Origin of the sequence: Zophobihabitans entericus, from assembly GCF_011745665.1 — a bacterium.
GTDB classification, from domain to species: Bacteria; Pseudomonadota; Gammaproteobacteria; order Enterobacterales; family Orbaceae; genus Zophobihabitans; species Zophobihabitans entericus.
In genome coordinates this window covers 612,499-626,768 of the sequence record NZ_CP050253.1, presented here as the reverse complement: position 1 = coordinate 626,768, position 14,270 = coordinate 612,499, and the positions used below count along the sequence as shown (strand labels likewise).

Sequence of the window (14,270 nt, the reverse complement as noted above, 5' to 3'; positions counted from 1 at the left end):
CCCCTTAAGACTGTAAGACGTCAGTCAATCGCTCTAAACGTCCTTTGATACTACTATCAATAACCATGTCACCCGCGCGAATAATAAAACCAGAAATAATTGACTTATCAATTTTACAATTCAGTTTTACTTTTCGTGATAAACGTTTCTCGACTGCTGTTGTTATCTTATCGCGTTGCTCTGGAGTCAATTCAGTTGCTGAAACCACATCAACATCAGCAATAGCATTACGCTCTGCACAATATTGAATGAATAGTGCCTGTACATCAGAAAGAAGTGACAGACGTTTATTTTCAGCCATGATCTTAATGAAATTTTGACCATATTCATCAAGAGCATCTCCACAGACAGAGATAAATAATTTTGCGAGTGCTTCAGGTTTCATATCAGAAGTCAGAATCGCCATCATCTGGCTATCTGAACTTACTTGAGCTGAAAGAGTCAGCATCTGTTGCCAATGTTCCATACTGTTATTATCAGTACGTTCACGTTCAACAGCAAAATCGAAAGCTGCTTTTGCGTAGGGGCGAGCAATTGTGATAAATTCTGACATCTGCCCCACCTCCCTACAGTTTCGCTACAAGTTTATCAATGATGTCACTATTAGCGGCTTCATCCACAGAACGTTCGATAATTTTCTCTGCACCAGCAATAGCCAGAGTTGCAACTTGTTGTCTTAACTCTTCACGTGCACGTTTACGTTCTGCTTCGATCTCAGCCAGACCTTGAGCAACAATTTTTTCTCTTTCACGAATAGCTTCTTGTTGCGCTTCTTCAAGGATAACCGCTTTACGTTTATTCGCTTGTTCGATGATTGCGCTAGCCTCAGCTTTAGCATCTTGCATTAACTCAGAAGTATTTGCTTTAGCAAGTTCTAAGTCTTTTTTTGCTAATTCTGCTGATGAAAGTCCATCGGCGATCTCTTTTTGACGTTTTTCAATTGCGCCAATAATTGGAGGCCAAACAAACTTCATGCAGAACCAAACAAACAGTATAAATGCGATTGCCTGGCCGAGGATTGTTGCGTTCATGTTCATGAGACAATTCCTCTCAGTATTTTATATTCATTGAGTATGGACTAATGAACCTATTAAGCCGCAACGGCAAAGATAATATAAAGTGCAATACCCACACAGATCATTGGGATAGCATCAACCAGACCCATTACGATAAAGAATTGTGTACGTAACATTGGCATTAATTCAGGTTGGCGAGCAGAACCTTCCAGGAACTTACCACCTAATAAGCTAATACCAATTGCAGCGCCAATTGCAGCTAAACTCATCATAATCGCTGCCGCCATATACAACATACTTACATTATCCATTATATACTCCAGTTAAATATTGATATTAAATAAATAAAAATTAATGTTCTTCAGTTGCTGAGGCCATTGATAAATACACAATGGTCAGAACCATGAAAATAAACGCTTGTAACGTAATAATCAAAATATGGAAGATTGCCCATGGAACAGACAACAACCATTGAGACCACCAAGGCAATAACCCGGCAATCAAAATAAATATTAATTCCCCTGCATACATATTTCCGAATAGACGAAGTCCCAGTGAAATTGGTTTTGCCACCAAAGTTACTGTTTCAAGGACTAAGTTAACCGGAATAAATATCCAGTGATTGAAAGGATGCAGAGTATACTCTTTCACAAAACCAAGACCACCTTTGTATTTGATGGTATAGATAATGATTAGTAAGAATACACCGATCGACATTGACATAGTGACACTAACATCAGCAGATGGTACAACCCTTAAATAAGGAATACCAAGTAATTGTGCTGAGTATGGTAAAAAGTCAACGGGGATAAGATCCATCAGATTCATCAAGAAGACCCAGACAAAGATCGTTAATGCTAAAGGTGCAATTAAGCGATTTTTACCCTGGAAGATTTCACGAACATTATTGTCAACAAAACCGACCAAAATCTCGATAAAACATTGAAGTTTCCCTGGTACTCCACTAGTGGCACGCTTAGCAACTGAGCGGAAGATCCACAAGAATAAAACACCAAGAAGCACAGAAAAGAACAACGAGTCAATATTCAAAGTCCAAAAACCTGAACCAACTTGTAGATTTTCTAAATGGTGTTTTATATATGCTTGTGTTGTTAACTCACCTGGAGAAGAGACTGACATGATACCTCTTAACCTCTAAATTAAAATAAAGAAAAGATCACTTATTCCTATATTAGGTATAAGCAATTGGTTTAATTGTCGTGACCGTTATTTGTAACCGATTTACCACTAATCAGTCAACTGTTATCACACCAAAAGATGTAATAAAACACATTTTGTTAAAACTATAATTATCCGCTAAGTCATTTACTTGATTAATAAAAAAACAATTTAGGAATAGGATTGACACAGTTTATATCGTTCCTTGTTTCTTATTAACCAATAAATAATTTATTAGAAAAAAACCTAGGTCAAGGAGATAAAGCCTTGACCAACAGACACTAAGCCGCTTTGACTAACGCAGCAATTTCTTCTGCATACTGTAAAACCAGTTGCCTGTCTTCACCTTCAACCATGACACGAATTAAAGGTTCTGTACCTGATTTACGTAATAATACGCGTCCTGTTTCGCCAAGACGTTCTTCAATTGCAGCAGTTAGCTGCTTAACGTTATCACTTTCCAGTGGATTATTATCACCTGAGAAACGCACATTAATCAGTACCTGAGGGAATAACTTCATACCACTACATAGGTCTGCCAGTGACATTTTATTACGCACCATCGCCGTTAAAACTTGCAAACCAGCAATAATCCCATCACCTGTTGTCGTTTTATCTAAAATGAGCACGTGCCCTGAATTCTCCGCCCCCAGTGACCAGTTATTTTCCTGTAGTTTCTCAAGGACATAGCGGTCACCCACTTTGGCCCGGGCAAAAGGGACACCAAGTTGTTTTAAAGCCACTTCTAGTCCCAGATTGCTCATCAGGGTGCCAACAACACCACCTTTAAGTTGCCCCTGACGCAGTGCTTCACGAGCGATAATATAGATAATCTGATCACCATCAACCGGAGCTCCAGTATGATCAACCATAATAATACGGTCACCATCGCCATCCAGCGCAAAGCCTAAATCTGCCTTTTCTGCTACAACTTTAGCTTGTAATGCTTCAATATGAGTAGCACCACATTTCTCGTTAATGTTCATACCATCTGGCTCACAGCCAATTTTGATCACTTTAGCACCCAGCTCTCTTAATACATTTGGGGCAATGTGATAAGTTGCACCATTAGCACAGTCCACTACAATTTTAAGACCTGCCAGACTCAAGTCATGATCAAATGTTCCCTTACAAAATTCAATATAACGACCGGCGGCATCAGTAATACGGCTGGCTCTACCTAGTAGCGCAGACTCTACACAGCTGATTGGTTTTTCAAGCTCTGCTTCAATAGCAAGTTCAATGTGATCAGGTAGCTTTTTACCTTCAGTTGAGAAGAATTTAATACCATTATCATAAAAAGGATTATGTGATGCAGAAATAACAATCCCAGCGTCAGCACGAAATGTACGAGTCAAATAGGCAATAGCCGGTGTTGGCATTGGTCCGGTAAATGCAGCAGCAACACCAGCTGAAGCCAATCCTGCTTCAAGTGCTGACTCCAGCATATAACCAGAAATACGCGTATCTTTACCAATCAGAACTCGCCCAACACCTTCTTTAGCGAGAACACGACCAGCAGCCCAGCCTAGTTTTAATGCAAAATCAGGTGTGATTGGATAATCGCCCACATGACCACGGATTCCATCTGTACCAAAATATTTTCGTTCGGACACCTGATTCTCCTTTTCTTATTCATTATTGATGATATAAAAATACATTCGTGATTATACGTCAAAAAATACAATTACTATACCCTATATGCCTTTAGATACGTATATAGTCATGTAACTTTTTTTAGGTTATTATCTTCGATGATAATAACCATAATATTACTAACTAGAATGAAAAAATATCCAATTTTGTGGCTTTTCACATTTCTCATTTCTTTTGTCGGACTGATCCCAACAAATGCAGCAGCACTCGCCATACCAACACTTACACAACGTATTACCGATTTAACTCATACTTTAGATAACCATGAAACATATCAACTTGAACAAGAGATAATTCAATTTGAGAAAAATCACCCGGACGGCAGCCAACTGGCGGTGTTAATTGTTTCTACACTCGCCGGAGAAACAGTTGAAAATTATGCCGCTCGTGTATTTCAAGATTGGCAGCTGGGGCAAGGCGGTAAAGATAATGGTGTATTATTACTTATAGTCTTAAACGACCGGGTACTACGTATCGAAGTTGGCTATGGTTTGGAAGGACAATTAACCGATCTAAAATCCAAACAAATTATTGACCGTTATCTGGTTCCCAATTTTACTAATGCTGAATATACAGAAGGGATCTCTCAGGCTATTAAGGCTATCGATAGTGTGATTACTGATCCGGTCAATAATCTGCTTGAGACAGATGTAAAAATTGATCAGATGTATTCTGAATTTGTTCAGTTTGGTGTTCTTTGTGCTGCAGCAATGATCGCTCTTAGCATTCTGGTCTATGCTATCAAACCCGCATCATTTAAAAAATGCCTAAAGCATTACTTTAAAATGTTTATCCTTGTATATTTGTTAGTAGGTGCTTACATCAGCTACAACTATCTGTTTGATTTAGTGACTATGCTTAAAGGCTGGGGGCTATTTCTGGTCATTAGTTTCAGCTCCAGTCTGATGTGTATATTTACTGCAGTCATAGTACAAATATTTATGGGTTTTCCTGTATTAAGCCTAATCAATAAGCTTTTTTACAAAAAATCGGATAAAAAACTGGAGTTTAAGCTTTTTGGAAGATCGACTATTTTTATCAGCATAATTTCTTTAGGAATCTTCATTCTACTACCTGGCATTATTAAATTTCTGATCTGTTTTATAGGGATGATCGCCTTATTCATTTATAGTGCTAAAAATGGCACTGCTGGCAATGGAAACTCAGGTTCCGGAGGTAGAAGTGGCTCCAGTGGTAGCCGTAGTAGTGGCGGCTTTAGTGGTGGAGGTGGACGCAGTGGTGGTGGCGGTTCGTCAGGGCGTTGGTAGGCACTTACATTTTTATCAGGAATAAACCAATAAACTATTCCTGATAATATGCTCAGATAATACAGTCCAAACTACCGTTCTGCTAAAGTTGCCTGCACAATTCTGAGAGCATCAAAGGTCTCTTTCACATCATGTACACGAATAATCTGAGCTCCTTGCATTGCTGCAATAACAGCACAGGAGACGCTACCAATCACACGTTCAGTTGGAGGAATATTTAAAATCTGCCCGACCATCGATTTACGCGACATCCCAACCAGTAGCGGTAAACCAAAGCGATGAAAATCACCAAGCTTAGCCAGTAAACGATAATTATGCTGCAGTGTTTTACCAAATCCAAATCCCGGATCGAGAACGATCTTCTGCCGTTCAATCCCGGCATTAACACAGCTGGCAATGCGCTCTTCAAAAAATTTCTCCACAGCAAGGCAGACATCATCTGCATAGAAAGGTGCTACTTGCATACTTTTAGGATCGCCCTGCATATGCATAACACATACAGGCAACCCGGTATCCGCCGCTGCTTTTAATGCACCTTCTTCAGACAATGCCCTAATATCATTAATTAAATGTGCGCCTGCTTTTGCTGATTCAGTAATAACCTGCGGTTTAGAGGTATCAACTGAGATCCAGACATCAAAATATTGTGCAATCTTCTCGACAATTGGTACGACCCTTTCCAGTTCCTCATCTACCGATACATCTAAAGCTCCCGGACGAGTCGATTCGCCGCCTACATCAATAAATGTTGCACCAGCCTGAATCATCTCATCAACATGGCGCAGCGCTGCATCCAATTGATTATATCTACCACCATCAGAAAAAGAATCTGGTGTCATATTTAAAATTCCCATTACTTGTGGGTAAGAGAGATCCATGACTGATTGATTAAATTTAATTTCCATCTCGAATTATCCGTATTTCAATGCGTCATAAAAAAACGCGCTAATTAGCGCGTTTTTTAGCAGATTATTTATTTGCGTCATCTTCCGGAGCAATGTCTACTTCTGCATCTTCTGGCGTAGGTTTACTTTCAGGCTGAGGCGTTGTTGCAGCCTTCTCTTCCTGCGGAGTCCAGTCAGCTGGTGGAGTAATTGGTTTACGTGCCATTAGTTCTGCGATCTGCTCAGCTCCAATTGTCTCATATTTTAATAATGCATCTTTCATCGCGTGCAAAATATCCAGATTTTCAGTTAACAGATTTCTTGCTCTGTCATAGTTAGATAAACTAATATGCTGAATTTCTTCATCAATAATACGAGCTGTACTGTCAGAAATCTCACGCGTTTTACCAAAGCTACCTTCTTCAGAATCATAGAACAAGATACCTAATTTGTCAGAGAAACCATACTCAGTCACCATTGCTCGGGCCAGATTAGTTGCAACCCGAATATCACTACCCGCACCGGTTGAGATCTTCTCTTTACCGTAGATAATCTCTTCTGCAACACGGCCACCATAAACAGAAGTGATACGACTTTCAAACCAGGTTTTAGAACGACTGGTGTTATCATCTTCAGGTAAGAAGAAAGTCACACCAAGTGCCCGACCACGAGGAATAATTGTCACCTTATGTACAGGATCATGTTCTGGTAATAAATATCCTAAAATCGCGTGCCCTGCTTCATGATAAGCGGTTGAAATTAATTCTTCCGGCTTCATAGTTAGTGAACGACGCTCAGTACCCATGTTGATCTTATCTTTAGCATCCTCAAACTCAGCCATCGATACCACACGTTTATTACGTCTTGCCGCAAATAGCGCAGCTTCGTTAACTAAGTTAGCTAAATCAGCACCAGAGTAACCTGGTGTACCACGAGCAAGAACAGAGATATTCACATCAGATGCTAAAGGTACTTTACGAATATGAACAGCTAAAATTTGTTCACGGCTCTTCATATCTGGCAGACCAATATCAACCTGACGGTCAAAACGACCTGGACGCAGTAACGCAGGATCAAGGACGTCAGCACGGTTTGTTGCTGCGATAATAATGATGCCGCTATTTGGTTCAAAACCATCCATTTCAACCAGCATTTGGTTTAATGTTTGTTCACGCTCATCGTGACCACCGGCAAAACCAGCTCCACGTTTACGACCAACGGCATCGATCTCATCGATAAAAATAATACATGGTGCATGTTTACGCGCCTGTTCAAACATATCACGTACACGTGACGCACCCACACCAACAAACATCTCAACGAAGTCAGAACCAGAGATAGTAAAGAATGGTACGTTCGCTTCACCAGCAATCGCTTTTGCCAGCAACGTTTTACCTGTACCTGGAGGACCTACCATCAGAATACCTTTTGGAATGCGTCCGCCTAATTTTTGATATTTACTTGGATCTCTTAAGAAATCAACAACTTCTGTCACTTCCTGCTTAGCTTCTTCATTACCAGCCACATCAGCAAACGAGGTTTTAACTTGCTCAGGTGTCAGCATTTTAGCTTTACTTTTACCAACAGACATCGGACCGCCTTTACCGCCGCCTTGCATTTGACGCATGATAAAGATCCAGAAACCGATCAGAAAGATAATTGGGAACCAGGAAATAAGAATAGTGGTTAATAAGCCTTGTTTCTCGTCAGCAGAACCAAAAACAGTTACTTTGTTTAACACTAAATCACTCATTAGATTATCATCTAAATAAGGAATATAGGTCACATAGTTATCATTGTTTTTAGTCGTTGCGACAATTTCACGTCCGTTGATACGAACTTCCTTGAGCTTACCACCGGTAATATCAGAATTAAATGTAGTGTAATCTACCTGGGGACCGGTATTACTGACGGAACCAAAATGATTAAATGCAGCAATTAGAACAACTGCAATAATGCCCCAAATAAGCAAATTTTTTACCATGTCACTCAAAAGCTTAACCTCTCATAGATAAATACTACATAATCCAAAACTGGTAAATAGTACTATAAAAATATCCCTGTTGCTACCTACTTTAAACCAGTTGCCACGATGTAAACTTCTCTCGATCTAGCGCGTGAGGCCTCAGGTTTCCTAATTTTAACCTTAGTAAACATCTCTCTCACTTCTTTCAGATACGCATCAAAGCCATCACCTTGAAAAACTTTAACAATAAAACTACCACCTGGTGCTAAAACGTCCTTACACATCTCAAGTGCCAGTTCAACTAAATACATTGCACGGGGAATATCTACCGCGGGTTGACCGCTCATATTCGGTGCCATATCCGACATCACTACCTGAACTTTTTCTGAACCTACCCGTTCAAGTAATGTGCTTAAAACCTGTTCATCCCGAAAGTCACCTTGTAGAAAATCAACCCCTACAATTGGATCCATCGGGAGTAGATCACAGGCGATAATTCGCCCTTTTTGACCAATAATTGACGCAACATATTGAGACCACCCACCCGGAGCAGCCCCTAAATCAACAACTGTCATGCCTGGTTTAAATAGTTTATCGTTCTGTTGTAACTCTTCTAATTTAAACCACGCCCGGGAACGAAGTCCCTTTTTCTGTGCTTGTTGTACAAATCGATCACTAAAGTGTTCATCCAGCCAACGAGCAGAACTCGCTGAACGCTTATTTTTACTCATTATTATTCCAGGGAAATGTTAATAAAATGAATTCAGACAATATTCCTGATTGCTGTTTTCTATCATATGGCGTTAGAATAGCAGAATTACAACCCCTAATTAATAGTAAATTTATAATGAGTTTAACGAATAAACAAAAACAGCATTTAAAAAGTTTAGCCCATCACTTAAAACCTGTTGTGATGATTGGTGCTAATGGATTAACAGAAGGCGTTTTAGTGGAAATTGAAAACGCTTTAGGCTTTCATGAATTAATTAAAGTAAAAGTATCAGCAGAAGAGCGTGAGACTAAAAAATTAATTTGTGATGCCATTGTCAGAGAAACCGGCGCTGAACAAGTGCAGCAAATCGGTTCAATCCTGACGATTTACCGTACCAGTGAAGCGAAAAAAATCACTTTACCAAAAAACTAAATCCACGGTAAAAATCCAATAAAAATGGCGCTAATATCAGCCTTGATATAGCGCCATAAATTTCTTTAATTAAATCAAATAGTTATAGATATTCTACTTTAATGATATCAAACTCGACTTCACCACCCGGTGTGGAAATTCGTACAGTATCATCTTCTTCTTTACCAATTAAGCCACGCGCGATCGGTGAATTTACTGAAATTAAGTTTTGTTTAAAATCAGCTTCATCATCACCAACAATGCGGTAAGTGACTTCTTCATCTGTATCGGTGTTAATCACTGTGACGGTGGCACCAAAGATAACGCGCCCGGTACTCACCATTTTCGTCACATCAATAATTTGTGCATTAGAAAGTTTACCCTCTATATCACTGATACGACCTTCACAGAAACTCTGTTGCTCACGAGCGGCATGATATTCTGCGTTCTCTTTTAAGTCGCCGTGTGCACGTGCTTCTGCAATTGCATTTATAATTTTAGGACGCTGAACCGTTTTTAACTCTTCAAGTTCTGCACGTAATAATTCTGCGCCTTTTACTGTCATTGGGATCTGTTTCATTACCTACATCTCTCCCTTTTCCCTAATTCCAAACTGCCGTTGAAAGCTATAATTGACACGAAATACCAATAAAAAAACACTCCCTACCAATGGCAGGGAGCACTCTTTGTATCTTAGCCATAATTTGGCGGAACTACAACTGTTTTAAATTGAATAAATCACTTATACTGTTTTCAAATAGCAGCAAATGAATACCTTTATATCTATTAATGAGTTTAACGATCAATGAGACATTTAAAGCAATGTTTAATTCTACTGATTGCCATTATTTGGTTTATGATCCTCATTCCTTATTTTTTACTCCAGACTTCTTTTGGTGCAAACTTTGTTGCTGATTCTTTGCTCAGTCAGCAAAGCCCTTATCAATTTTTGATTAAAAATATCGACCACTCGTTTGCTAACCCTTACGAGATTACACTAAATAACGTATCTATCCTTGATAAAGAAAGCCAGCAGCATTTGTTACTGGCCGGTAAGGTTGTTCTGGCTCTTAATAAAAGTAATCCATTACAACTTAAATCATTTGATTATATTTTAATCAAAGATGGCATAATTAACTATCCACAAACAATAAAAGCAACAGAGGCCATTCAAGCTAATTTATTACAACTATTAAATGTTGAGGTGATGTTTCAGGATGAACACACCCTTTCAATGCAAAGAGTCAATGGAGGTATTAAGCCCTGGTCTTTGGGAGAGTTAATCGATAGAAATAAAGATTTTCAGTTCCATTTCACCATTGAATCGTTAACCTTAGATCAGTTCACCACTCAATCAGTTGTCATTGAAGGCCTGCAAAAAAATCAAACTGTCTTCTTTAACAGCTTTGGTGGCAATATCAATAAAGGCTTTTTTACCAGTAAAGCACGCTATTTACCTGACAACAGCTGGCTGATAGATGAGCTACAACTTAATCACCTTAATTTACAAACATCTTTATCGCTGCAAGAATTACAGAATGTCACCAGCCACTGGCCAAAAATGAATATCAACTATTTAGCCCTCTTAAATAGCACGCTGGATTCGCCGGAGCTGAAAATAGAACGCGCGAATCTTGTTGTGCGCCGGCTGCAACACAATGAAGATAAATGGCAACTCAATAACGGTAATATTACTTTTAACGCTGATAACCTGGTCTGGCAGGAAGAGTTATTTACTCAGCCAGTGATACAACTATCGGGACAAGATCAACGGCTAAATATCGATAAACTGATCACCTCATGGCAAAAAGGCATTATTAATTTATCCGGTCAGTGGCAAGATAATCAGCTAAGCCTTGATCAAGTGGCTATTATGGGAATCAATTATACCCTACCGGAAAGCTGGCAAACCTATCTGTCTGATCACAAGCTACCGGATACGTTACAGACCATTAATATAAAAAACTTCCGTGTCATGCCAAGTATTTTAATTGATATTCAGCCTGAATTTCCTATGCAATATACCTATTTAGAGGCAAGTGGTAATAACTTACAACTGGCCGCTAACAATCAGTGGGGATTGTGGCAAGGTAAGTTATCACTAAAAGCAGAACATTCGACAGTAAATACAGTGACCTTAAGACATATGGCGGCTTCACTAGATATACAGGAACCAAAAGGTGATACGACACCAGATATTTTAGTCAGTATGAATGCATTAACTACTGATGGACTTTTAGATGCCAGTGGTAAAATTAATCTTGCTGAGAACAAAGTATCTAATGCAGAACTGAGTGGTTATTCTGTTGATCCGGTTTTATTATCACGCTGGAAATTGATTGATAATCCACCATCTGACAACAACTTTATTTTAAGAGTAGATGGACAAATTTCCCCGCTGAATTTAAATGGTACACTGGCGCTAAAACAACTCAACAGAACGCTACTCTATCAGGTTAAGCAGAATCACCGTGTCACCAATTGAAATTTAGCTAACCAGCACCATATATACTGACAGCTAACGGAGAAAGCAGATGGAGCAATCAGATAATCAAATTCGTCTTGATAAATGGCTGTGGGCTGCACGTTTCTATAAAACACGAGCACTGGCCCGTGAAATGGTGGATGGTGGCAAAGTTCACTATAATGGACAACGCAGTAAGCCTAGTAAAATCGTTGAAGTTGGAGCAATGCTGAAACTGCGCCAGGGCAGTGACGAGAAAGAGATCAAAGTACTTGAACTCAGTGGTCAACGCAGAACAGCGACAGAAGCTCAACAACTTTATCAAGAAACACAAGAGAGCATCACCAAGCGCGAGAAGATCGCTGAAGCTCGTAAAATGAATGCACTGACTATGCCCCATCCCGACCGTAGGCCAGATAAGAAAGAACGTCGTAACTTAATTAAATTTAAATATGGTGAAGAGTAATTCTTCATTCGGAGTAAAGTATGAACAACCCAATGAACCATCACGACTTATTATCACGTTTTTTGTTTGAAGAACATTCCGTTCGTGGTGAGATGGTGACGTTAAATAAAACCTATCAGGCTATGTTAGATGGACATGATTACCCGGCACCAGTACAAAAGTTGCTAGGTGACCTGCTTACTGCAACCTGTTTACTGACAGCAACTATCAAATTTGAAGGCGATATTGCAGTACAGATTCAGGGAGATGGACCGCTATCACTGGCGGTTATTAATGGTAATAATCATCAGGATATGCGCGGTGTTGCTCGCGTTACAGGTGAAATCACAGATAAGATGACGTTAAAAGAGATGGTCGGTAACGGATATCTAGTTATCACCATCATGCCGAGTCAAGGTGAGCGCTATCAAGGTATTGTCGGTCTTGAGCATGAAACTGTAGCTGAATGTATTGAGGGTTATTTTATGCAGTCAGAACAACTGCCAACACGTTTATTTGTACATACTGGTGTCTATCATGGTCAGCCGGTCACTTCAGGCGTATTATTACAGGTTCTGCCGGCAAGTGATGCCTCACCAGATTCCTTTGAACATCTGGCGATGCTGACTCACACCATGACAGCTGACGAGCTTTTCTCGTTACCGGTACAAGAGGTTCTGCATCGTCTTTATCATGAAGAAGATGTTCGTTTATTTGATGCGACATCAGTTCAATTTAAATGTACCTGTTCTCGTGAACGCTGTGAGGCTTCTTTAGCAACACTACCTGCGACAGAGATTGACACTATTTTGGAAGAGGACGGTAATATTGATATGCATTGTGATTATTGTGGCAATCACTATATTTTTGATGCAATTGATATTCAGCAGATGCGTGCACACCAAAAATCAGAATCAACGCACTAAGTTATTTAACGTAACTTATTAATTATAATAGAGGAATACAATGGAGCTTCCCCTCCATTGTATTCCTCTATTTCTTTATATTCTCCAGATATGCTAACATAACCTACATTTGTGATCGTCAGGAACGATTGTCAATATCTCTATACAGGAGAAATTAATGATGAAGTGGGAAGAAAAACGCGATCTGGTAAAAATTGCTACCTGGTACTACCAATACGGCTGGACACAAGCTCAAATAGCACAAAAGATAGGTATCTCACGCTCGATAATTTCCAAAAAACTACAAGAAGCTAAAGATTTAGGTATTGTCGAAATCTTTATAAAAGATGAAACCGCCCACACCGTTGAACTAGAGCAACAACTGGAAGAGCGCTTTGGTCTGGAAGAAGCCCTTGTCATCTCGACTCATAACCTCTCTGAAGAAGAAGCAACCAACTCACTGGCTAAAAAGGCCGCTTACTCTTTAAGTAAAAGAATCGCTAAAGTAAAAACTCTGGGTATTTCATGGGGTAATACTATTCGAAAATTTGCCAACGAATATCCTTATATTACTCACAAAGAACTGACTATCGTTCCTCTGATTGGCGGAATGGGCGTTGATGACGTTGATCTACATTCCAACCAAATTTGCTATGACCTGAAAAAGAAAATGCAATGTACCTGTAAATATCTGTATGCCCCGGCTCTGGTGGATGATACTGAGATGAAGAAAGATCTGTGTAAAAACAAATATATCAGCGAAGTGCTAAATGAAGGTAAAACGGTTGAAATGGCTATTGTGGGTATCTCCAGCCCTTATAATAAAAATACCATGAAAGAGATCGGCTATATCACTGACAAAGATATTGAAGAGCTACGTTATTATGACGTGGTGGGTGATTCTAACTCACGCTTTTATACCGCAGATGGTAAAGAAGCGAAATGCCCAATCAATGAGCACGTTATAGGGCTTAGTCTGGAAGAACTACGCAAGATCCCAACAGTAGTTGCTATCGTTGGCGGAAATAATAAAGAAGAAGCACTGATGGCGGCATTAAAAGCCAAACTACTCAATATTGTTGTGATTACTGACAAAATGGCAGAGTATATTCTTAACACTAAAAAATAATGTTTAGTTAATATTCAAAATTTTTTAAAAGCTGCTTGATGCAGCTTTTTTTTATCACTAAATCATTTTAAAACTACATATCAAGATCCTCCTCCTCACTTTTATGACATTTGTCGATATATGTGACAAATGTCATAAATTTGATATTTTGTCATAGCCAACACATAAAAATGACGCTATCTTTCTGACCAATAAGTCTTTTTACCCAAATATTTCTTAAGATGAAACAGGAGAT

15 protein-coding genes are annotated in these 14,270 nt (G+C 39.3%); 6 read left to right on the top strand and 9 right to left on the bottom strand.

Annotated elements, in window-relative coordinates:
* Positions 1-4: 4 nt before the first annotated feature.
* From atpH to glmM, 5 genes are all read right to left on the bottom strand, one after another.
* Entirely contained in the window at positions 5-553 is a 549-nt protein-coding gene (gene atpH, locus IPMB12_RS02870; RefSeq protein WP_166914769.1) for a F0F1 ATP synthase subunit delta, read from the bottom strand.
* A 13-nt stretch (positions 554-566) separates the two neighbouring features.
* Entirely contained in the window at positions 567-1,037 is a 471-nt protein-coding gene (atpF, locus tag IPMB12_RS02865) for a F0F1 ATP synthase subunit B (protein WP_166914767.1), read from the bottom strand.
* Positions 1,038-1,090: 53 nt separating this feature from the next.
* The gene (atpE, locus tag IPMB12_RS02860; RefSeq protein WP_166914765.1) at positions 1,091-1,327 is read right to left on the bottom strand and encodes a F0F1 ATP synthase subunit C; all 237 of its coding nucleotides are present in this window, start codon (positions 1,325-1,327) and stop codon (positions 1,091-1,093) included.
* Positions 1,328-1,367: 40 nt separating this feature from the next.
* On the bottom strand, positions 1,368-2,156 hold the full coding sequence (gene atpB / locus IPMB12_RS02855) for a F0F1 ATP synthase subunit A (RefSeq protein WP_166914763.1): 789 nt from the start codon (positions 2,154-2,156) through the stop codon (positions 1,368-1,370).
* A 320-nt stretch (positions 2,157-2,476) separates the two neighbouring features.
* A complete protein-coding gene (glmM, locus tag IPMB12_RS02850; RefSeq protein WP_166914761.1) occupies positions 2,477-3,811 on the bottom strand; it encodes a phosphoglucosamine mutase in 1,335 nt (444 codons plus the stop codon).
* Positions 3,812-3,979: 168 nt separating this feature from the next.
* Here glmM and IPMB12_RS02845 point away from each other — a divergent pair, with 168 nt between their 5' ends.
* Entirely contained in the window at positions 3,980-5,119 is a 1,140-nt protein-coding gene (locus tag IPMB12_RS02845) for a TPM domain-containing protein (RefSeq protein ID WP_166914759.1), read from the top strand.
* 71 nt (positions 5,120-5,190) lie between these two features.
* On the opposite strand, the gene folP is transcribed toward IPMB12_RS02845, so the two are convergent.
* From folP to rlmE, 3 genes are all read right to left on the bottom strand, one after another.
* Positions 5,191-6,024: a dihydropteroate synthase gene (gene folP / locus IPMB12_RS02840; protein WP_166914757.1), complete on the bottom strand. Its 834-nt coding sequence runs from the start codon at positions 6,022-6,024 to the stop codon at positions 5,191-5,193.
* A gap of 64 nt (positions 6,025-6,088) precedes the next feature.
* Positions 6,089-7,996 carry an ATP-dependent zinc metalloprotease FtsH gene (gene ftsH / locus IPMB12_RS02835; RefSeq protein ID WP_166914755.1) on the bottom strand — a complete coding sequence of 636 codons (1,908 nt, stop codon included), beginning with the start codon at positions 7,994-7,996 and terminating at the stop codon, positions 6,089-6,091.
* A 77-nt stretch (positions 7,997-8,073) separates the two neighbouring features.
* Positions 8,074-8,700, bottom strand: a complete 627-nt coding sequence (rlmE, locus tag IPMB12_RS02830; protein WP_166914753.1) for a 23S rRNA (uridine(2552)-2'-O)-methyltransferase RlmE — start codon at positions 8,698-8,700, stop codon at positions 8,074-8,076.
* Positions 8,701-8,816: 116 nt separating this feature from the next.
* On the opposite strand from rlmE, the gene yhbY reads away from it, so the two are divergent.
* A complete protein-coding gene (gene yhbY / locus IPMB12_RS02825) occupies positions 8,817-9,113 on the top strand; it encodes a ribosome assembly RNA-binding protein YhbY (RefSeq protein WP_166914751.1) in 297 nt (98 codons plus the stop codon).
* 82 nt (positions 9,114-9,195) lie between these two features.
* Here yhbY and greA read toward each other — a convergent pair whose 3' ends face one another.
* Positions 9,196-9,672, bottom strand: coding sequence for a transcription elongation factor GreA (gene greA, locus IPMB12_RS02820; protein ID WP_166914749.1), 477 nt, complete (start codon positions 9,670-9,672; stop codon positions 9,196-9,198).
* Between the two features lie 225 nt (positions 9,673-9,897).
* Between greA and IPMB12_RS02815 the strand changes: the two genes are divergently transcribed.
* From IPMB12_RS02815 to IPMB12_RS02800, 4 genes are all read left to right on the top strand, one after another.
* Positions 9,898-11,577 (top strand): AsmA family protein, encoded by a 1,680-nt coding sequence (locus IPMB12_RS02815; RefSeq protein WP_166914747.1) that lies wholly within the window; start codon positions 9,898-9,900, stop codon positions 11,575-11,577.
* A gap of 49 nt (positions 11,578-11,626) precedes the next feature.
* Positions 11,627-12,022, top strand: a complete 396-nt coding sequence (gene hslR, locus IPMB12_RS02810; protein WP_166914744.1) for a ribosome-associated heat shock protein Hsp15 — start codon at positions 11,627-11,629, stop codon at positions 12,020-12,022.
* A gap of 32 nt (positions 12,023-12,054) precedes the next feature.
* The gene (gene hslO, locus IPMB12_RS02805; RefSeq protein WP_166917670.1) at positions 12,055-12,927 is read left to right on the top strand and encodes an Hsp33 family molecular chaperone HslO; all 873 of its coding nucleotides are present in this window, start codon (positions 12,055-12,057) and stop codon (positions 12,925-12,927) included.
* Positions 12,928-13,087: 160 nt separating this feature from the next.
* Positions 13,088-14,035 (top strand): sugar-binding transcriptional regulator, encoded by a 948-nt coding sequence (locus IPMB12_RS02800; protein ID WP_166917669.1) that lies wholly within the window; start codon positions 13,088-13,090, stop codon positions 14,033-14,035.
* Positions 14,036-14,270 lie beyond the last annotated feature (235 nt).

Coding starts and splice junctions, on each gene's coding strand:
- atpH (WP_166914769.1), bottom strand. CDS start 553: ATGTCAGAATTTATCACAATTGCTCGCCCCTACGCAAAAGCAGCTTTC.
- atpF (WP_166914767.1), bottom strand. CDS start 1,037: ATGAACATGAACGCAACAATCCTCGGCCAGGCAATCGCATTTATACTG.
- atpE (WP_166914765.1), bottom strand. CDS start 1,327: ATGGATAATGTAAGTATGTTGTATATGGCGGCAGCGATTATGATGAGT.
- atpB (WP_166914763.1), bottom strand. CDS start 2,156: ATGTCAGTCTCTTCTCCAGGTGAGTTAACAACACAAGCATATATAAAA.
- IPMB12_RS02845 (WP_166914759.1), top strand. CDS start 3,980: ATGAAAAAATATCCAATTTTGTGGCTTTTCACATTTCTCATTTCTTTT.
- folP (WP_166914757.1), bottom strand. CDS start 6,024: ATGGAAATTAAATTTAATCAATCAGTCATGGATCTCTCTTACCCACAA.
- rlmE (WP_166914753.1), bottom strand. CDS start 8,700: ATGAGTAAAAATAAGCGTTCAGCGAGTTCTGCTCGTTGGCTGGATGAA.
- yhbY (WP_166914751.1), top strand. CDS start 8,817: ATGAGTTTAACGAATAAACAAAAACAGCATTTAAAAAGTTTAGCCCAT.
- greA (WP_166914749.1), bottom strand. CDS start 9,672: ATGAAACAGATCCCAATGACAGTAAAAGGCGCAGAATTATTACGTGCA.
- IPMB12_RS02815 (WP_166914747.1), top strand. CDS start 9,898: ATGAGACATTTAAAGCAATGTTTAATTCTACTGATTGCCATTATTTGG.
- hslR (WP_166914744.1), top strand. CDS start 11,627: ATGGAGCAATCAGATAATCAAATTCGTCTTGATAAATGGCTGTGGGCT.
- hslO (WP_166917670.1), top strand. CDS start 12,055: ATGAACCATCACGACTTATTATCACGTTTTTTGTTTGAAGAACATTCC.
- IPMB12_RS02800 (WP_166917669.1), top strand. CDS start 13,088: ATGAAGTGGGAAGAAAAACGCGATCTGGTAAAAATTGCTACCTGGTAC.